Below are 19482 nucleotides of genomic sequence, written 5' to 3'. Positions count from 1 at the left end.
TTCAATGACAGCCGTGGATCTGGAGTTCGACCAGCTCAACAGTACTGTCGATGCGCTACGGCGCTCTATTTCCAACCGCATGATGTATGGCGTCGGTAAGGACGCCGTCACCGCCCGTCCGCATGACTGGCTGCACGCCGCGGCGCTCGCGGTACGCGACCGGCTGGTCGCGCGCTGGATGAAGACCACGCGCCTGCAGTACGAGCAGGATGTGAAGCGCGTGTATTACCTGTCGATGGAATTCCTGATCGGCCGCACGTTCACGAATGCGTTGCTCGCGCTCGGCATCTATGAGCCGATGCGCGAGGCGCTCGCGAGTCTCGGCGTCGATATGGAAGCGTTGACCGATATGGAGCCGGACGCCGCGCTCGGCAACGGCGGCCTTGGCCGCCTCGCGGCCTGCTTTCTCGATTCGATGGCGACGCTCGGTATTCCGGGCTTCGGCTACGGCATTCGCTACGAGTACGGCATGTTCCGTCAGCAGATCGTCAACGGTGAGCAGGTGGAGGCGCCGGACTACTGGCTGCGCGCCGGCAATCCATGGGAGTTTCCGCGCTCCGAAATTCAGTATCTGGTGCATTTCGGCGGTCGCACGGTGCAGCGCGGCGAGCACGTCGAATGGATCGATACCGAGCATGTCAATGCAATGGCCTACGACACGGTCATCCCCGGTTATGCGACGAGCGCGACCAACACGCTGCGCTTGTGGTCGGCGCGGGCAACGGAAGAACTCGATCTGTCCGCCTTCAACCGTGGCGATTACCGCCGCGCGGTCGACGCGAAGACGATGTCGGAGAACGTTTCGCGTCTGCTGTATCCGGACGACTCGACGACGGCCGGCCGCGAACTGCGGCTGCGCCAGGAGTATTTCTTCGTCTCGGCGACGATGCAGGATCTGATTCGCCGCTATCAGCGCACGCACAGCACCTTCGGCCGCTTTGCGGAGAAGGTCGCGGTGCATCTGAACGATACCCATCCGGTGCTGGCTATTCCTGAACTGATGCGCCTGCTCGTGGACGTGCATCACGTGCCCTGGGACAAGGCATGGCACCAGATCCAGCAGATGTTCTCGTACACCAACCACACGCTGATGCCCGAAGCGCTCGAAACGTGGGATGTCGAGACGCTCGCGCGCCTGTTGCCGCGCCACCTCGAGATCATCTTCGAGATCAACGCGCAGTTCCTCAAGCACGTCAGCGAACAGTCCGGTCACGACGCCGAGATGATCCGGCGCATTTCGCTGGTGGACGAATATGGCCAGCGGCGCGTGCGGATGGCGTACCTGGCGATCGTGGCGAGCCGGAAGGTCAACGGCGTCTCAAAGCTGCATTCGCAACTGATGACGCGCGACATCTTCGCGGACTTCGCGCGCATCTACCCCGAACGCTTTACCAATGTGACCAACGGCATTACGCCGCGGCGCTGGCTGGCGCAGGCGAGTCCGTCCTTGTCGTCGCTGATCGACGCGCAGATCGGCACGCACTGGCGCCGCGATCTGTTCGAACTCGAGCGGCTACGCGATCTTCGCAAAGACAGCGCGTTCGTCGACGCGTTTCGCGAAGCGAAGCGGCAGAACAAGCTACGCCTTGCGCAGCGTCTCGCCCACCATACGAAGGTTTCGTTCGATCCGAATGCGTTGTTCGATCTGCAGGTGAAGCGTATCCACGAATACAAGCGGCAGCTTTTGAACGTGCTGCACGTGATCGTGCGCTACAACCAGATCCGCGCCAATCCGGAACTCGACTGGGTGCCTCGCGTGGTGATGTTTGCGGGTAAGGCGGCTTCCGCGTACCGGATGGCAAAGACCATCATCAAGCTGATCGGCGACGTGAGCGAGAAGGTCAATCACGATCCTTTGATCGGCGACCGGCTCAAGGTGGTATTCGTGCCGAACTACGGCGTGAGCGTGGCGGAGCTCATCATTCCGGCTGCGGATCTGTCGGAACAGATTTCGATGGCGGGCACCGAAGCGTCGGGCACCGGCAACATGAAGCTGGCGCTCAACGGCGCGCTGACTATCGGCACGATGGACGGCGCGAACATCGAGATTTGCGATGCGGTCGGGCGGGAGAACATCTTTATCTTCGGCCATACCGCCGACGAGGTGGACGACCTGCGCGCAGCCGGCTACCGTCCGCGCCAGCTATACGAAGAAAACCCGGAATTGCGCATGGCGCTCGATCAGATTCGCACGGGCTTCTTTTCGCCAGATGATCCGCTGCGCTTCTCGGACATTTTCCATACGCTGGTGGATTGGGGCGATCACTACATGGTGCTGGCGGATTTCGCGGCGTTTGCGCAGGCGCAAAAGGAGGTGGATGAGCGCTTCCGCAATCCGCGGGCGTGGGCCGAGAGCGCGATCGAGAACGTCGCCGGCATGGGGCAGTTCTCGTCTGATCGCACGATTGGCGAATATGCGCGCGAGATCTGGCATGTGAAGCCGCTGGATATGTCTTGAAGGAAGGCGCTGTGCCGCGGAGAGAGGGCGGCACAGCGTGAATGGCGACGCGCAGTCGATGTGACGCTAAGTGTTCCCGGGTCTCGACCGGCCGGCGCGAACGGTTGCTCCGAAACCAATCTGCAGGCGTCCGGCCGTCATCTCCTCGCCGTCCGCGATGACGACCGTCTTCAGGGTCATACTTCTGTCCACCACAAACGGGCTAATGAACAGATTCGCTCCTATCGAAGTTCTGAGTACCGGGTCGCCGTCATCAACAGGCGTCCGGATGTCGCTTTGAATTCGTGCGAGCGTTTCTGACGGAATCGGATTGTCAACCAGGATCCGTTCGCCTTCTCTGATCTGAACGGTCAGCGAATGGAAGGGTTCGTCGGCAGGTGTGATGGCGAAGGCGACGACGCACAGCTTGGGCAGAACTGTTGGATTGGCGGGTACTAACAGATCCCCTCCGTAGAGTCCCATGATCGAGGTCTTGAAGCCCATTTCTACGCGGACGTCGTCGCAGAAGTGGCAAAAGGAATACCGGCTCATCGCTACTCCGAAACCGATTCGCGGACTGCCTGCTCAACCAGCGGCCGAAGCTCGTCCAAGGTGACGCCCAATGCGTCGGCCAATTGCATGGCGGTCGTGAACTGGATCTTTACCTTGCCCGCTTCTATTTTTGCGACGTGAGGCTGACTCGTGCCGAGTTTTTCAGCGAGCGCTACTTGAGACAGCCCCTTGCTGAGCCGCATCTGCGAAAGCGATTTTGGTGTTCCATATAGTTCTTCGGCTAACCGTGTTCGTGCCGCTGACATCCGGGTAGCGTATTCGGGATTGGATTTCTCGCGACCCGAAAGGATATTGGCGGCAGAGACCGCACCGGGTCGTCTGGGGCGTGGGGCAGTCTCACGCGTGTCTACCCAGAGCGCCACGGCCGAAGTGGAAGATTGGGAGGTCTGCGGTTCGTTAGTGACGAATAGGGAGTTCCATGAACTCGTACTCGTCGCAAATTCGGCGGGTGATGTGGTGATCCGGCTCATAGTTGTAGGCGCTCCTGCGCGATGACTCCGGCGCTGCCGATTGATGCGAGCTAGTGCTTAAGGCGCCAACGTCTCCGACGTCTTCGCCGCATGCAGCCCGAGCTGGCCGTGCTGGAAGTCGAGCAGCAGGTCGAGGTTCTGCATCGCCATCAGGCCGACCACAATCCGGTTCGCGCCCGGTTTTGCCTTGACGATCGTGACCTGAGCGCTTTTATAGCCGTGCACCCACGAACCGACGCCGAGCGCCACGTCGTAGTTGCCTTGCGCGAGCACGGTGTTTTCGTCGCCGTCGCCGGTCCAGTTGGGCGCCTTGTCGGTTTCGAGCCGGATCATGCCGGTGCTGCCGGTGGCGAACACCACAGGCGCGCAGAAGCGCATCTTGTCGCCCACCTGAACGCAGCCCACCGGCCACTGACTGCCGCCGTCTTGCGCGGCCATCATCGGCACCATCGTGAAATTTCGCGTGAGACCGTTCGACGGGCTCAGGATCACAAACGGCTTGCTGAAATTCGCGCGCACCAGGTAGCGTTGGCCGAGGCTGTCCGGCAACGCCCGCAGCGGCGGCGTGCAGCAGCCGTCATCCGCTGGCGCCGCGCCGGCGCCGAAGATGCCCGAGAACGCCCAGCCGAACACGCCCGTGTAGCCGTCCATGGCCACGCAGCGTCTGTGGGTGCGCAGGCAGCGTATGTCATCGACACTTTGCACGACGACCTCCACCGGCCTCGTGCCGATCACGCTGAGCGGCAGCTTGACCGATGGGCCCGAAACCTGGGCGCCGTTCTCAAACGTCAGGGAAGTCGTAGCGCCGGCAACCGGATAGTTCGTGCCGGGCAACACCTTCGACAACACGCGCACCCCTTGGGTGCCGGTGTCGAACGCCATGTAGACAGCTTTGCCGTCGAGCTGGACCGGCAGGCCGAGCCGCGCGTGACCTTCATCGGCGCGTTCGACTTTCAGCGGGACCAGCACGCCGTCGTTACCGCCGTTGATCAGCGTGGCGGCGGGGGCGGGCGGCGTGGGCACCGGAAAGGTCACGGCGCAGCCGCTCAAGGCGGCGCCGACGAGCGCCGCCGTGGTGAGCGCGCTCAAACGGCCGCGCAGGGAACTCGGTGAATTTCGGGACAGCAGGAGCATGGGGCACACTTTGCGAAAGAGCGTGTCCCTGACGGAGGCGATGCATCGTGAACTGTAAAGCGCGCCGCAAGGGCGACAGTCGCGAAGGCCGTTTGCCTTGTGGGTAATGGAAGCGGAAGCAGGGCGCTTGCGAGGCCAGCGCAAGGGAACGCGGGGTAACAGAACCGCAGACTCTACCTGCCTCGCTATATCGAATTGAAAAAATGCGTAAAGGCTTGATTCGTATCAAAGACTGCGCGGACGATTACGCAGGACGACGGATCATGCTTTGCATCGCGCGGCCGAGGATGGCGCGGTCCAGCGTACCGGCGAGGGCGCCGATCACTTCATCGAGGGTGCGGGAGATGACTTCGACGCGGAACGTGATGCGCTCGTTGCGCTTGTCGATGGTGACAACGTATAGCTGCAGATTCTTGCCAAGCGCGGCGTGCAACGCCCGCCTGCCGATTGCCGAAGAAGTGCCGGGCACCGTGACGTCGAGGGTGACGAGTGGTACGCGCACCGGTGTCGAGGATGCGGGCGCGCGCAAACCTCGGTGGCTCGGCGTGGCAGGTGTGGCGGTGGACTGTAACATCGTGGGGCGCCGCCACGGAGGTCGGCGGCGTGTTGTGGAGACGAGTCCACTGTAGCCCCGCGAGCCTCAAGCGAGTGCAAAAGCTCGCGGCTTCCGGGTTAATTTTGTGTTAACGCCGAAGCGGGCGAGAGCCGTACGTTTTAACGCGCGGGGTCACCCGGTCAGGCTTGCGACGCCGCTGCCTGGCCTTGAGCGGGTGCGGCGTCCATGGTTTGTCGAACGGTCTGCGCGACGCGTTCGACAAACTCGAGATCGATGCTCGACAGCGCTTCACGCTCGCCGCTGCTGGTTTCGACCATCAGGCGGTGCGTCACGTCCTGGGTGGACCACGTGAGCCAGCCCACGACCACGAGCATGATGCCGCACACGATGCCCGCGGACGAGCGGAACAGACCGCCCACAATCGCGCCGACGAGGCCGATCACCGAGATCGCAATGGGCAGGATCCTGTTCTTCTGTATTGTGACGACACGCACGTTGAGAATTTCGCGCAGCGGAAAAACCTGCCCGGCGGCGGAGAGCGCGTTGCGCGTGACCGAGACGCCACGGTCGTTGAAAGGGGTTTCCATCGGATCGGATGCAAGCTGTAGCAAAGGGCGCAGGGTACCAGACTTCAAACAACTAAAGATATGGGATTGTCGGTTGCCCTTGACGCCCGACACGTGGGGCGTTTGTCGCCGGTTGACCAAGATTCGGAGTGGTGGGATTTCGTGCCTGAACTATACGGCTGGCTTCGTCATCTCTCGCACGCCGAATTTTGCCGGCTAACCATAAAATCATAGTGCGTCTTGCGTTCGACTAGCCTGGGAGGACGATTTTTTCGACGCTGCCTGTCCGTCAGCATGCGGCCCGAGCGTCATTGTAGTGGCGGCCCGATGTCATTCAGCCGCCTTAACCCCATGACGGAGGCTCATATGCAATATCTATTGATGATCTATTCGGAAGAAAACGGCTGGAACCGGATGACCGACAGCGAGCGGCAGCAAGGGGTTGCCGCCTATCAGGCGTACACCGAATCGTTGAAAAAAGCGCAGGTACTGGTGGGCGCCAACCGGCTGCAGCAAACGAACGCGGCCACCACGGTGCGGCTCGTCGACGGCAAGCCGCAGGTGCTTGACGGACCGTATTCCGATTCGAAGGAGCAGCTCGCCGGCTACTACCTGATCGACGTGCCCAACCTGGATGCGGCGATCACGTGGGCGTCGCGTTGTCCCGGCGCGGCGCATGGCCTCATGGAAGTGCGCCCGGTCTGGACTGCGCCCTACGACGCGCCATCCGCCGCATGAATCTGTCCGGCGGCGGCCGTGACGCTGACGGCGCCGCGCACGCGATTGCCGAGGCGGTCGCGCGCCGCAGTTATGGCAAGCTCGTCGCGCTGCTGGCGATGCGCACGCGCGACGTCGCCGCGGCCGAGGACGCGCTGGCCGACGCGTTTGCAGCCGCGCTCGCGGACTGGCCGAACAGAGGCTGCCCGGCGAATCCCGAAGCGTGGCTGATGACGGTTGCGCGCCGCCGGGCGCTCGATGGCGCGCGTCATCGCCGTGTCGGCGACGAGGTGACGAACCAGCTCGCGATCCTCGCCGACGAGATCGACGAGCGTGAAGCGGGCAGGTTGCCCGACCGGCGGCTTGCGCTGCTGTTCGCGTGCACGCACCCTGCACTCGAGGCCGCGATCCGCACGCCGCTGATGCTGCAGGTGGTGCTGGGGCTCGAAGCCAGGACGATTGCGTCCGCGTTTCTGATGTCGCCCGCCGCGATGAGCAAGCGCCTCGTGCGGGCGAAGAACAAGATCCGCGAAGCGGGCATTCCGTTCAGCGTACCGGAGCGCGAGGAGTTGCCCGGCCGGCTCGCTGCGGTGCTGGAAGCGGTCTACGCGGCGTATGCGGAAGGGTGGACCGATCCGGTCGGCGGTGATACCGAGCGGCGCGATCTCACCGGCGAGGCGCTGTTTCTGGCGCAACTGCTTGTCGAACTGCTGCCCGAGGAGCCGGAGACGCTGGGTCTGCTCGCGCTGATGCTGTATGCGCAGGCGCGGCGCCATGCGCGACGCGATGCGGCCGGCGACTACGTGCCGCTGTCGGCTCAGGATCCGGCGAGATGGGATGCGCCGATGATCGACGCAGCCAACGCACTGCTGCGGCGCGCCAATGCATTCAACGCAATCGGACGCTTTCAGCTCGAGGCCGCGCTGCAGTCGGCGCACGTGCACCGCTGCCAGACGCGTCGCCCGAACTGGGACGAGATTGTGCAGCTCTACGATGCGCTGCTCGCGATTGCCGCGTCGCCGGTGGTCGCGGTGAACCGCGCGCTCGCGCAGGCGGAACGGGACGGCCCGCAGGCGGCGCTCGACGCGCTCGAGCCGTATGCGGACGATCCGCGGCTGGCCGACTACCAGCCGTACTGGGCTGCGCGTGCCGATCTGCTCGCGCGGGCCGGCGCGACGGCCGAAGCGCTCGGCGCGTACGATCTCGCGATCGGACTCGAGCGCGATCCGGCCGTGCGCCGGTTCCTGCAGCGCAAGCGCAGCGAGCTGTTAGCGGCGAGAAGCTAGCTTGGCGCGTTGTGTTTGCCGCGCGAGGTTGCAGGCCTCGCGCTGACTGCCGCGGCAGCGTCCGGCCGCTCTAGCGCTGCCGGTTCAGACCTTCGCACCCCGAAACGAGTGCATCGAGCAAGTGACGGACGGCCGGAACCATGCCTCGGCGCGTAGGGAAGATCGCATGGACCAGGCCCGGCGTGCTGGCCAGATCCGGCAGCAGGTGCTGCAGGCGGCCGGCCTGAATATCGGCCTCGACCAGTTCCCTGGGCAGCATGGCCACACCGACGCCCGATATCGCCGCAACCCGCAGGCTCGCCAGGTCGTCGGTCGCGAGGCGCGGCTGATGCGCCCATGACGTCACGCGTCCCTCGGCGTCAACCAGGTTCCAGACAAATCGCTCGCTGCTGCTGGCCATGGAGAGAGTGGGCCATTGCTTCACGGATTCGATCGAGCTGGGCGCCGGATGGCGCGCCGTCAAAGCGGGGCTCGCAACCAGAATGCGGATCGACAAGCCCAACTGGCGGACGGCGAGATCGGTATTCTCCAACGGCGGAAGCCTGACCCGGATGGCAAAGTCCAGGCCTTCCTCGACGACATCCACGCGGCGGTTGGTTGCATCGAGCAGGACCTGCACGTCGGGGTTGTCTTGCACGTATCGCGCGATGATCGTGGAGATGCCGGACTCCAGCAACGCTACCGGGCAGGCGATGCGCACCGTGCCCTGCGGCCTGGAGCGCGTGCGCTCCACGATGTCTTTGGCGGCCATTGCCTCCGCCACCAGGGCCAGGCAATGCTGGTGGAACTGCCGCCCGGTTTCCGTCAACGACAGGCTCCGGCTGGTGCGATTGAGCAGGCGGACGCCAAGTTCTTCTTCCAGCGCACGAATACGCCGGCTGAGTTTCGACGTCTGCAGGCCGAGGCTACGCGCGGCCGCCGTGTAGCTTCCATGCTCGACCACCTCGGCGAAGAGCCGAAGATCGTTGAGGTCAGTGATTGCGTTCATAAGCAGGCCTCGACTCCTTCTGATCGTTCTATTTGAAGCAATGATGCGTTCCAATCCAGGATCTATGCGCTGATTCATTGCAAATATAGCATTCATCCCATCGCATGTACCGACGCCGAATTCGGCGGATGGCACAGGCGGCCGGCGTCGCATGTGCGACGGCGGGAAACGGAGATGGACATGCTCACACACAGGCGTTGGCAATCATTGGACCGGGCGGACCTCGGCTGGCTGCGCGCGAAACACCACTTTGCGGTCAGCGTCGACGGCAATCCCGCGCACGCCGCCCTCGGTCCCCTGATTGTCTGGAACGACGACGAGATTGCCGTTGGCAGCGGTTTCCCCATGCACGGACACCGTGATATGGAAATCGTCACCTATGTGCGCCAAGGCGTGCTTGGGCATCGGGACACCTTGGGGTCCGAGGGAACGATCCACGCAGGCGACGTCCAGGTCATGAGCGCCGGCACGGGCATCCGCCACGCCGAGTTCAACCGGGGCGACGTGCCGCTCAAGCTCTATCAGATCTGGCTGCTGCCTCGTGAAGCCGGTGGCGAATCCGCGTGGGGCACGAGGCCGTTTCCCAAAGGCGACCGGTCCGGACGCTTCGTAGTCCTCACCAGCGGGTTCGCCGGCGACGAAGGTGCACTGCCTGTTCGCGCCAATGCGCGTGTGCTCGGCGCGATGCTAAAGGCAGGCGAAAGCGTTCGATACGAATTGGCTCAGGCGCGCCATGCCTATCTGGTCGTGGCCTCGGGACGCATTGAAGTGAACGGTGAGCCCGTTGGGCCGCTGGACGGCGTGGCGATCACGAAGGTCGCCGCGGCGCAGATTTCCGCTCTTGAAGATTCTGAGCTGGTGATGGTGGACGCCGGCTAATCCCTTTTTCGTTATCCACCTACGCAAATTCATTTCTGGAGATCGTAATGGAACGTTTTAAATTTCTTCCGCTGTTGGGCCGCATCCTGATCGGTGCGCCGTTTGTCATGAGCGGGCTGGGCAAGCTCGCGGCGTATGGTGCGACGGTCGGCTATATCGCAGCCATGGGTCTGCCTGTGCCGCCACTCGCGTTCGTGCTTGCCGTGCTGACCGAGCTGGGTGGTGGCCTGCTGCTGCTGTCGGGCTACCGGGCGCGCGTCGTGTCGCTGGCGATGGCGGTGTTCTGTGTCGTCACGGCGATTTTCTTTCACCACAACTTCGCGGATCAAAACCAGATGATTCACTTCCTCAAGAACGTGATGATGGCCGGTGGCCTCCTGCAGATCACCTACTTCGGCGCCGGCGCGCTCAGTCTGGACGCGCGCTCCCGGCGGACCGCTGCGGGTGTTTCGGCTCTGAAGGCGAGCTAGGAAGACGGGTTCGTCGAGGCGATCGCCAGGCCTGATCCGGTGTCGATCGTCTCGTCGTCAAGTCATGCAGAAAGGCGGTTTCGGCGGGACGCGAAGACTCTATCGGGAAACTCTCATGCAAAACGTTCATGTTGGTCACGCGGCGATTCCGGCCATCGGCTTTGGAACTTACGGAATGGGCGCCGACGACGTCTATCGAGTCATTCCCGCCGCCCTTCGCGCCGGCTTCCGTCATATCGACACCGCGCAAAGCTACCGTAACGAGGGCGAAATCGGTGACTGCGTCGCCGCGTCCGGCATTCCAAGAAGCGAAATCTTTCTGACGACCAAGGTCTGGGTAAGCAACTACCCGGAAAGATTTTTCGAGGCGTCGGTTGACGAGAGCCTCCGCAAGCTCAGGACAGACTATATCGATCTGCTTCTGTTGCACTGGCCGGGATCGGAGGTGCCGTTGGCCGAGCAGATCGCGGGACTCAACGCAGTCGTACGCGCCGGAAAGGTCCGGTACATCGGCGTGAGCAATTTCAACCGCGCACTGATGACGGAGTCTGTCCGGCTCTCCGCGGCGCCTCTCGTGACGAACCAGTTTGAATACCATCCGTATCTGAACCAGTCCTTGCTCATCGAGAGCACGCTGCAGGCAGGGCTTGCCGTGACAGGATACTGTGGCATGGCAGTTGGCCGTGTCTTCTCGGACCCGACGCTCAAGGAGATTGCGGCGAGCCATGACAAAACCATCGCTCAGATCGTCCTGCGGTGGCTTGTTCAGCAGCGCGGGATGGTGGCGCTTTCGAGGACTACCCGGATCGATCGGTTGGCGCAGAACCTGGCGGTATTCGATTTTGAGCTGGATGACGCGGACATGGCTGCGATTCACGCGTTGGCGACGGCGGACAGCCGGATTGTCGATCCGCCCGGACTCGCTCCGCGGTGGGACAGCACTTCCGCGCGCTAGCCCGCCAGCGTCGGCGCGTCGGTTGACGCGCTGCCGGCGCGGGACGTGAGCACGCTTGGTTGCGGTTGCGAGAACCTTAGCGGTCGATGCTCCGCTGGAACTGGGCTGGGTAGCGATCGCCCACCACCTTGATCTGCTGTAGTGCGGCTTCGATGGCGGCCAGATCGTCAACGGACAGTTCGACCGCGGCCGCGGCGATGTTTTCTTCGAGGCGATGCAGCTTGGTGGTGCCCGGGATCGGCGCGATCCACGGCTTCTGGGCGAGCAACCAGGCGAGTGCGATCTGCGCCCGGGTCGCGCCCTTGCCGTCGGCGAGCTTGCCGAGCACTTCGACGAGGCCCGCGTTGGCGCGGCGATTTTCCTCGGAGAAGCGCGGCACGATGTTGCGGAAGTCGTTCTTCTCGAAGGTTGTGCCCGCATCGATCGCGCCGGTCAGGAAGCCTTTGCCGAGCGGGCTGAATGGCACGAAGCCGATGCCCAGTTCCTCGAGGGTCGGCAGGATCTTCTCTTCCGGCTCGCGCCACCACAGCGAGTACTCGCTTTGCAACGCGGCGACCGGCTGCACGGCGTGCGCGCGGCGGATCGATTTCTCGCCGGCTTCGGACATGCCGAAGTGCTTGACCTTGCCTTGCTGGATCAGATCCTTGACGGCGCCGGCTACGTCTTCGACCGGCACGTCTGGATCGACACGGTGCTGATAAAACAGGTCGATGCGGTCGGTCTTCAGGCGCTTCAGCGAGGCCTCTGCGACAGCGCGGATGTTCTCGGGGCGGCTATCGAGGCCCTTGGTGACTTCTCCGTCCTTGAAGCCAAACTTGCTGGCAATCACGACCTGATCGCGAAACGGCGCAAGCGCTTCACCGAGCAGTTCCTCGTTGGCGAACGGCCCGTAAACCTCGGCGGTATCGAAGAACGTGACACCTTTCTCGAACGCTGCCTGAATCAGCCTGATGCCCGCGGATTTTTCCTGCGCAGGGCCATAACCGAAGCTCAAGCCCATGCAGCCGAGGCCAATTGCCGAAACCTCGAGGCCGCTCTTTCCCAATTGACGCTTTTGCATGTTCGTTCTCCTTTAAACAGGTCGCTGCTGCCGATCGGCAATGGCGATCAATACCGGTGGAGCTTAGGCTGTTGTACCTCATTCAACAATACGGCTAAAATTTCATAGGCCTTTGAGGAAAATTCATCTATGTCGCGTGCCGGCTTATCCGAGCTGACTTCTTTCGTTGCGATTGCCCAGCAGCGCAGCTTCAGCGCGGCCGCGCGCACGCTGGGCGTTTCGCCATCGGCGCTCAGCCACGCCATGCGCGGTCTCGAGGCGAGACTCGCGGTGCGGTTGTTCAATCGCACGACCCGCTCGGTCGCGCTGACCGAAGCGGGGGAGCAACTCCTGCGGCGCGTGGGGCCGGCGATTGCCGACCTCGAGGAGGCGGTCGACGAAGTGACTTCCGCACGTGGCGTTCCGTCGGGCTCGATCCGCATCAGCGCTTCCGAATCTGCCGCGAAAGCGCTCGTTCGGCATGTGTTGCCCGATTTCCTCGCCGCCTACCCGAATATTCACGTGGAGTTCGTCGTGGATACGCGCCTGGTGGACATCGTCGCCGACGGTTTCGATGCCGGTATCCGTGTCCTGGAGGATGTGCCGCGCGACATGGTGGCGGTCCGGTTCGGCCCTGACTTTCGATTTGCTGCGGTGGCTTCGCCCGGATACCTGGCCGGTCGCGAGCTGCCGAAGGAGCCGCACGATCTGACCCAGCACCGCTGCATTCGCTTCCGCTTCGAGAGCGGGGCGATCTATCGGTGGGATCTTGCCTGGCGGGGTAAAAGCGCCAGCGTCGATGCGGAGGGGCCGATGACGCTCGGCAATACAAACCTGATGGTCGAAGCGGCGCTGGCAGGTATCGGCATCGCGTGGGTGCCGGACTATCTGGTTGCCGAGCATCTGGCGTCGGGCCGGCTGGTGCAACTGCTTGCCGAGTGGAGTCCTTCGTTTCCGGGGCTTTGCCTCTACTATCCGGCCAATCGCCATCCGCCGACGGCGCTCAGGCTGTTCGCGCAGGCCGTTCGCGATTGGGCCCGGCAGTGCGAGTGAAGACAACTGCCTGGCGTTATTGATCCACGGATGCGATTTCGACCCGGCCTCGCCCCGCGGCCTTCGCCAGATAGAGTGCGTGATCGGCGGCCTTTGTCAGATCCGTCATCTCGACGTCCGCTTCGACGATCCGGCTGGTGACGCCGACACTGATCGAGACATGGGGCAGATGCGGCGAATCGTCGTTGGGAATCGCCAGTTCGAGCACCGCGTCGCACATGCGCTGGCCGACGTGGGCCGCTGACGCCGCATCGGTATCCGGCAACAGAACCACGAATTCCTCGCCACCGTAGCGCGCAACCAGATCGCTTCCGCGTCGCACGGTCCGGGCGAGACATTCGGCAATGAGCACGAGGCACCGGTCGCCTTCGACATGGCCGTAGCGGTCGTTGAAACGTTTGAAGAAGTCGATGTCGATCATCAGCAACGAGAGCGTCGAGCGGTCGTGGACGGCGCGTTGCCAGTGCGTCATCAGTGCGGTGTCGAACGCGCGGCGATTGGCGACACCGGTTAGCGGATCGGTCGTGGCGAGCCGTTTCAACTCGTCAAGTGCTGCAGCAAGCCGCGAATGAAGAAAGGTATTTTCGACCAGCAATAGCAGCAGCACGAAGCTGGCTGCGCATATGCCATAGAATCGTCCGACATAGAAGCCGAGGTCGTAGCGCCCTGCATTGAATACGGCGCTCAGCGCAACGTCGCAGATCCAGACGCACATCACGACCATGAGCCACAGGTCGATCGTCGACCGCGATCTTTGTCGGTACAGCACGGCAAAGGCGAGCAGACAGAATCCCCAGGTGGATCCCGCTACCCACCGCATCGTCGGCGAGTAGTGGGTGGTGCTCTGCATGATTTCAGGCAGCAGGTGTTCTCCTGCTATCGCGAGGACAACCATCCCCGCGGCGAGGCCAAGCACCGCGCCGACAATCGACATCAGCCTGCGTGTCCCGATGGTGTGGCCCATCTCCCGGGTCTGTTTCCTGTCTTTGAGCAGCGCATAGGCGATGACGAAGCACGGAAACCCGGCGTGCCAGAACATGTATATCCAGGCCGTGCTTTGCGGCCCGGCATTCAGGAGGCCGGTTGGCGAGAACAGGCCGGGAAAGCTCAACATGTGAAGCAGGGCGATCGCCGATGTGTACAGATAGCCGCTTGCCAATGCGCCAAGTGCCCGCGAACGTGCGATCACAGACTGGCCGAACAGAAGGACCGAGGTAATCAGATCGTTAAGGATGAGCGCCGACTCGTAGACGGGGATAAAGGCGGGCACTTGCGGCAGCGGTGTCTTCGCGAACGGCGCGGCGGCGAGAAAGACCAGCACCGAGAGGAGCGCAACGGCTGCGGGAAGCAGGCGTGCGTGCCGGCCTGGCGAATGCGAGCGCGGCGAATCAGCTTGCTCGTTGATGAATTCAGGCATCAAGCTTGGTTCAGCCGTCATTGTTGAACAGGTTCGGTCACGTCATGGGGGATCGACCGCATGGTCTTTGTGTTGCAGCGTCATGCCAGCCATCACTTGGACCGTGAGACGCAAGCTGCGACAGTCTAAATCACCGTTATAAGCGCCGAACTGTAGGTTTTTGATGAAATTGAGGTGAGGATATCCTGAACTCAGGCTGAGCAATATATCGACGGGTCGCTTGTGGATACGGGACATCGCACACGGGCATGGGGACGTTGACGCAAACGCTCGGTTACAGGGCGTTCGCGTGGCCTGCGTTTTACCTGACTTGACCTTGGCTCCGATCAGGCGCGAAGATGGTCGCCCCACAGATGAGCGCTCCGGTGCGGCAGCGATGCGTAGATTTCTTAGACCCGTAGTGCTGTTTGCCGCCTTGGCCGGGGCGCTGCCCACGGCACACGCCACCAAGGTCGGTGTCGTGCTGGCCGGATCGTCGCTGGTCTTCTACCAGGCGATGATCAAGGGAATCGAACGGGCCGCCGCCGATCAGCATGTCCAGCTCCTGATGCGCAACCCTTCCGACGGCACGTCGCTCGACACGTCCAATCTCCAGTTGCGCATCATCGACTACCTGGTGCAGCAAGGCGTGGACGGCGTCGTATTGGTGCCGGAACCTCTCCAGGGGAAAGCACCTGTTTCGGTCTCGGTCCCTGTGGTCCTAGTCGATCGGGACAGCACCGATTACAACGGCATCTCGACTGTTTACACCGACAATTTCGCTGCCGGCAAAAAGGCTGCGCTGAGCCTCGTGCCCGTCCTGGGAAAGGGCGCCAAGGTCGCACTGCTGCGGCTCGCGCCGAACATCAGTTCCACGACCGGGCGCGAAAGCGGGTTTCTAAGCGTCGCGCGGGAACAGGGCTGGGATGTGGTGGTTGATACCTACGTGGGTTATCGGCCTCGTGAAGCGGAGGAATCGATCGCCAAGGCGCTGAGCGCCTATACGGGCCACCTCGATGCTGTCTTCGCGCCGGCTGAGCCGATCGCCTATGGCGCCCTGCGAGTCATTGAAGCGAAGGCGAGCGGCGATCGTCCGCGCCTGGTCGTATTCGACTGGCGCCCGGAATTCATGGATGGGCTCAAGCACGGCGTCATTCATGCCGACATATTGCAGGACCCTTATCGCATGGGTTATCTTGCCGTGGAAGCATTGGTTGGGGCCTTGCAGGGCCATGCGCCGCGCTCCAAGGTATTCGTCGACGTGGTGACGGTGACGCCGAACAACATGAGTGATCCGGCGATCCGTGCAGTGTTGGCGAGCTACGCCCGGTAAGCGCTCCAGCGCCGCTTCTCGCACTCCGGCTGCGATCGTCGGGTCTGTGCGCCTGGCCGATACCCACTCAGTCCCGTGATCCGTATCCGCGGCATGGAAATAAATGTCACGATGGCTCGTCTTATCTGGAGCGGATCTTGCCGGCTGCGCATCCTGGCTCAATGCCCAAAACTTTCAGTGCGCCACGCGGCGGCATTGCTCTCGCTCTGCTGAGCCGCGTCTTGCTGTTCAGTACGATGGTGACGCTGGTGGTGACCGTCGTTCAACTGTTGCTAAGTTACCAGGTCGATGTTGCGGGATTGCAGACCCGCTTCAACGAAATCGAGGAAGGCTACGCGCCCAGTCTGGGCAACGCGTTGTGGGCGCTCGACAGCAAACAGTTGGAGGATCAGCTCGACGGCATGCTGCGTCTGCCGCTGATACGTTACGCCGAAATCCGCGAAACGCAGGCCGCGAATCCACTGACGATTTCCCGGGGCGCAGTGCCGGTCGAAAACGCGGTCGTCAGGGAGTTTCCCGTCTATTGCTGTGACAACGACCGTCGCCAGATCGGAGTACTGCATCTCGAGGGCAGCCTGACCGATATCTATCGCGATCTGTTGCGCCAGGCGTTGGTGATCCTCGTGAGCAACGCGGCGAAGACGTTTCTGGTCGCGCTGTTCATCCTGTTTATGGTTCACAGGCTCGCGACGCGCCATCTCGTCGATATTGCCGCGACGCTGCGAGGACGCACACCAGGCATTGCCATGGCGCCATTGCGGCTGCACCGGACGCGGCGCGAGCCCGATGAACTGGATCAACTGGTCGACGCCCTCAATGTCATGCTCGAGGGACTTCAGCAGCATGCAGCCGAACTTCGCAGCGCGAACGCGCAGATGGCCGCGATCCTCGACAACATTCCGGACCTTGCCTGGATCAAGGATACGCACGGCCGTTACGTGGCAGCCAATCGGGCGTTAGCGCGTATCCTGGGCTACGCTGAACCGGCTGACGTGATCGGCAAGACCGACTTCGATCTGCACCCGCTCGAGCGCGCCAATGCATACCGCGCCGACGATCTCGAGGTGATGGCCTCGGGGCGCCGAAAACGGGTCGAGGAAACCCATATCGAGGTGAACGGTTGCTGGCGGTGGGTGGACACGATCAAGACACCTTTCTCCGACGGACATGGACAACCGGCAGGCACGGTCGGCATCGCTCGCGACGTTACCGAACGCAAGAAAGTGGAGGAGGAACTCGCGCGAGCGAATGCGGGCCTGCGCTCCGAGGTCGAGCAGCGTAAGGAGATCGAAGCACGGCTACAGTCCAGCGAGGCGCGCTTTCGCGCGATTGTCGAGACGAGTCCAGTGCCGCTGTGCATTATCTCGATGCCGTCGGGCGAGATTTTCTATTCGAATGAGCCGTTGCGCGCGCTGTTCGGACTCGGTCCGCATCACGGCGCAATCAGCAATTTCGGTGACCTCTATGTGGATGCGGCTGAATGCGACAGGCTGGTAGAGCATCTGCGGCAGGAGGGCAGTTTTCGCAACACGGAGGTTCATTTCCACAGACCGGACGGCACCACGTTCTGGGCAATCGCAACGGCGCGCGTCGCCACGTATGACGATGCGCCGGCAATCTACGTCGGCTTGAACGACATCACAGAGCGCAAGCGCATCGAGCAGGCGCTGTTCGAGTCGCGCGAACAGTTGCGCGAGGTGTCCGCCTACATGGAGGCGATTCGGGAGCAGGAACGAAAGCGCATTGCCATGGAAATTCATGACGAGCTGGGCCAGTTGCTCACCGCATTGAAGATGGATGTGTCGTTGCTCAAGATGCGCCTTTCCGGCGATCCGGACGCCGTGAAAAAAACCGACGATATGCGCGAGCTGGTTGAGAAGACTATATGGATGGTGCGCAATGTGGCGAACCATCTGCGGCCCGCAGCGCTGAACTTCGGGATTGTCTCGGCGCTCGAGTGGCTGGTCGCAGACTTCGCTCGACGCAACGGCATTCCGTGTCAGTTGCGGATCAATGGCCATGAACCCGTTTTACCGGATGCGCATGCGACGGCCGTGTTCCGTATCGTGCAGGCGTCGCTGACGAATGTCGCGCGCCATGCCGGCGCGACGCGGGCCGACGTGACGCTGACCCACTCTGCGACCGCGCTGGACTTGCACGTCAGCGACGACGGCCGCGGGTTCGATCAGGAAACGGTGCGAAACAGCTATTCATACGGAGTGCTTGGCATGAGCGAGCGGGCCCGGCTGATCGGCGCTTCGCTGCTGATCGACAGTGCGCCCGGGATGGGTACTTCGGTATCCATTCACATCCCGCTCGAGGGCGAATCCCGCTCGTGATCAGTAGACCGTGTTGCGCCCCCGTGTAATCCCTTGTCCCCCGCAGGGGGGGACACAAGATCTAATTTGTCCTCCCTAGACTGCTTCCCAAGGTCGCCACCGGGTCGGTTCACGGACCTGCCCGGATCGCGCAATTCGTTGATTCAAAGGGGAGAAGTCATGAGCAAGCTGTACAGAAGATGGGGTAAAACGTTTCTCGCATGCGCCTGTCTGCTGGTCCAGTCCACCTATGCGCCGGCAGGTGAGAGCGTGTCGGTCTACAACTGGGGCAATTCGGTCGGCCACGACACGATCGCCAACTTCCGGCGCGACACCGGCATCAAGGTCAACTACGACGAATTCGACTCCAACGACACGCTGCAGGCCAAGTTGCTGGCCGGCAGTTCGGGCTATGACGTGGTGGTGCCGTCCGACGCATACTGGGCCAAGCAGATCCAGGCGGGCGTCTATCAGAAGCTCGACAGATCGAAGATTCCCAATGCGGCTCACCTCGATCCCGTATTGATGAAGTTGCTCGACAAGGATGATCCCACGCACGACTACGGGATTCCCTGGAGCTGGGGTACCGACGGCCTGGGCATCAACGTGCAACGCGTGCGCGAGGTGCTCGGTGCCGATGCTCCGCTTGACTCGCTCGCCCTGGTCTTCGATCCAAAATATACCGGCAAGCTGAAAAAGTGCGGCATCTCCATGATCGATACGCCGATGGACATCTTCGGTCTGGCCTTGATCTATCTGAAGAAGGACCCGTTCAGCAAGAACCCCGCGGACTACCGCGCCGCCTACGACTTGCTGAAAACCGTGCGCCCGGACATTGGGCAGTTCAATTCGGGCAGCTATATCGGCGATCTGGCGAATGCCGATATCTGTATCACGTTAGGCTGGTCGGGCGACGTCAATACGTCGCGTGTGACGGCGCTGGCCGCGAAAAAGCCTTATGAAATCCGCTACGTGATTCCGAACGAGGGCAGCGTCATCTGGTTCGACATGATGTCGGTGCCGAAGGATGCGCCGAACCCGGACGCGGCGATGAAATTCATCAACTTCGTGCTGTCCGATCGCGAGAGCGCGAACCTCACCAACGACACCTACTATCCGAGCGCGATTCCGGGCGCCCGGCCGATGATTCGCGCCGACGTTCTGCAAGACCCGTCTGTCTATCCGAGTCCGGAACAGTTGCGCAAGCTGACGCCGATCACACCGCTGCCGGTCGAGATCATGCGGCTCGAGACGCACCTTTGGCAACAGCTCAAGAACAACGACTGAGCGCCGCCTTGCACTAGTCGCACGA

The 19482-nt window shown here is 62.4% G+C and carries 18 protein-coding genes and 1 pseudogene; 11 read left to right on the top strand and 8 right to left on the bottom strand.

Annotated elements, in window-relative coordinates; genetic code table 11:
* The first annotated feature begins 4 nt into the window (after nt 1-4).
* Complete coding sequence (locus AC1ECK_RS05550; protein ID WP_480316727.1) at nt 5-2458, top strand: glycogen/starch/alpha-glucan phosphorylase; 2454 nt, start codon at nt 5-7, stop codon at nt 2456-2458.
* Nucleotides 2459-2524: 66 nt separating this feature from the next.
* Here the strand turns inward: AC1ECK_RS05550 and AC1ECK_RS05545 are convergent, their stop codons facing one another.
* The 5 genes from AC1ECK_RS05545 to AC1ECK_RS05525 all read right to left on the bottom strand — a co-directional run bounded on the left by AC1ECK_RS05545 (nt 2525) and on the right by AC1ECK_RS05525 (nt 5757).
* Nucleotides 2525-2989, bottom strand: coding sequence for a hypothetical protein (locus tag AC1ECK_RS05545; RefSeq protein WP_480316725.1), 465 nt, complete (start codon nt 2987-2989; stop codon nt 2525-2527).
* 2 nt (nt 2990-2991) lie between these two features.
* The gene (locus AC1ECK_RS05540; protein WP_480316723.1) at nt 2992-3480 is read right to left on the bottom strand and encodes a helix-turn-helix domain-containing protein; all 489 of its coding nucleotides are present in this window, start codon (nt 3478-3480) and stop codon (nt 2992-2994) included.
* Between the two features lie 57 nt (nt 3481-3537).
* On the bottom strand, nt 3538-4614 hold the full coding sequence (locus AC1ECK_RS05535) for a hypothetical protein (RefSeq protein ID WP_480316721.1): 1077 nt from the start codon (nt 4612-4614) through the stop codon (nt 3538-3540).
* A 244-nt stretch (nt 4615-4858) separates the two neighbouring features.
* Nucleotides 4859-5188 carry a hypothetical protein gene (locus tag AC1ECK_RS05530; protein WP_480316719.1) on the bottom strand — a complete coding sequence of 110 codons (330 nt, stop codon included), beginning with the start codon at nt 5186-5188 and terminating at the stop codon, nt 4859-4861.
* Nucleotides 5189-5349: 161 nt separating this feature from the next.
* Nucleotides 5350-5757, bottom strand: a complete 408-nt coding sequence (locus tag AC1ECK_RS05525) for a DUF6232 family protein (protein WP_480316717.1) — start codon at nt 5755-5757, stop codon at nt 5350-5352.
* A 345-nt stretch (nt 5758-6102) separates the two neighbouring features.
* On the opposite strand from AC1ECK_RS05525, the gene AC1ECK_RS05520 reads away from it, so the two are divergent.
* Nucleotides 6103-6474 (top strand): YciI family protein, encoded by a 372-nt coding sequence (locus tag AC1ECK_RS05520; protein WP_480316715.1) that lies wholly within the window; start codon nt 6103-6105, stop codon nt 6472-6474.
* Complete coding sequence (locus AC1ECK_RS05515; protein ID WP_480316713.1) at nt 6471-7739, top strand: RNA polymerase sigma factor; 1269 nt, start codon at nt 6471-6473, stop codon at nt 7737-7739. The genes AC1ECK_RS05520 and AC1ECK_RS05515 overlap by 4 nt, the downstream gene beginning before the upstream one ends.
* 70 nt (nt 7740-7809) lie before the next feature.
* On the opposite strand, the gene AC1ECK_RS05510 is transcribed toward AC1ECK_RS05515, so the two are convergent.
* Complete coding sequence (locus tag AC1ECK_RS05510) at nt 7810-8727, bottom strand: LysR substrate-binding domain-containing protein (RefSeq protein ID WP_480316711.1); 918 nt, start codon at nt 8725-8727, stop codon at nt 7810-7812.
* A gap of 180 nt (nt 8728-8907) precedes the next feature.
* On the opposite strand from AC1ECK_RS05510, the gene AC1ECK_RS05505 reads away from it, so the two are divergent.
* The 3 genes from AC1ECK_RS05505 to AC1ECK_RS05495 all read left to right on the top strand — a co-directional run bounded on the left by AC1ECK_RS05505 (nt 8908) and on the right by AC1ECK_RS05495 (nt 11031).
* Nucleotides 8908-9606 carry a pirin family protein gene (locus tag AC1ECK_RS05505; protein WP_480316709.1) on the top strand — a complete coding sequence of 233 codons (699 nt, stop codon included), beginning with the start codon at nt 8908-8910 and terminating at the stop codon, nt 9604-9606.
* Between the two features lie 47 nt (nt 9607-9653).
* Nucleotides 9654-10076 carry a DoxX family protein gene (locus AC1ECK_RS05500; RefSeq protein ID WP_480316707.1) on the top strand — a complete coding sequence of 141 codons (423 nt, stop codon included), beginning with the start codon at nt 9654-9656 and terminating at the stop codon, nt 10074-10076.
* 64 nt (nt 10077-10140) lie between these two features.
* Nucleotides 10141-11031, top strand: coding sequence for an aldo/keto reductase (locus tag AC1ECK_RS05495; RefSeq protein ID WP_480316705.1), 891 nt, complete (start codon nt 10141-10143; stop codon nt 11029-11031).
* A gap of 76 nt (nt 11032-11107) precedes the next feature.
* On the opposite strand, the gene AC1ECK_RS05490 is transcribed toward AC1ECK_RS05495, so the two are convergent.
* Nucleotides 11108-12091: an aldo/keto reductase gene (locus tag AC1ECK_RS05490; protein WP_480316703.1), complete on the bottom strand. Its 984-nt coding sequence runs from the start codon at nt 12089-12091 to the stop codon at nt 11108-11110.
* Nucleotides 12092-12220: 129 nt separating this feature from the next.
* On the opposite strand from AC1ECK_RS05490, the gene AC1ECK_RS05485 reads away from it, so the two are divergent.
* Nucleotides 12221-13123, top strand: a complete 903-nt coding sequence (locus AC1ECK_RS05485; protein ID WP_480316700.1) for a LysR family transcriptional regulator — start codon at nt 12221-12223, stop codon at nt 13121-13123.
* Nucleotides 13124-13139: 16 nt separating this feature from the next.
* On the opposite strand, the gene AC1ECK_RS05480 is transcribed toward AC1ECK_RS05485, so the two are convergent.
* Entirely contained in the window at nt 13140-14540 is a 1401-nt protein-coding gene (locus AC1ECK_RS05480) for a sensor domain-containing diguanylate cyclase (protein WP_480316698.1), read from the bottom strand.
* 400 nt (nt 14541-14940) lie between these two features.
* On the opposite strand from AC1ECK_RS05480, the gene AC1ECK_RS05475 reads away from it, so the two are divergent.
* The 4 genes and pseudogenes from AC1ECK_RS05475 to AC1ECK_RS05460 all read left to right on the top strand — a co-directional run bounded on the left by AC1ECK_RS05475 (nt 14941) and on the right by AC1ECK_RS05460 (nt 19457).
* Complete coding sequence (locus AC1ECK_RS05475; RefSeq protein WP_480316696.1) at nt 14941-15852, top strand: substrate-binding domain-containing protein; 912 nt, start codon at nt 14941-14943, stop codon at nt 15850-15852.
* Nucleotides 15853-16013: 161 nt separating this feature from the next.
* Nucleotides 16014-16439, top strand: a pseudogene (locus tag AC1ECK_RS05470) (hybrid sensor histidine kinase/response regulator); the annotation flags it as partial.
* Nucleotides 16440-16523: 84 nt separating this feature from the next.
* The gene (locus tag AC1ECK_RS05465; protein WP_480317329.1) at nt 16524-18191 is read left to right on the top strand and encodes a PAS domain-containing sensor histidine kinase; all 1668 of its coding nucleotides are present in this window, start codon (nt 16524-16526) and stop codon (nt 18189-18191) included.
* A 159-nt stretch (nt 18192-18350) separates the two neighbouring features.
* Complete coding sequence (locus AC1ECK_RS05460) at nt 18351-19457, top strand: extracellular solute-binding protein (protein ID WP_480316694.1); 1107 nt, start codon at nt 18351-18353, stop codon at nt 19455-19457.
* The last annotated feature ends 25 nt before the right edge of the window (nt 19458-19482 follow it).

This window comes from Paraburkholderia sp. SSBN10T (assembly GCF_056619545.1).
Note: the sequence above shows the minus strand (reverse complement) of the source record. Positions and strands in the feature narration are given on the sequence as shown.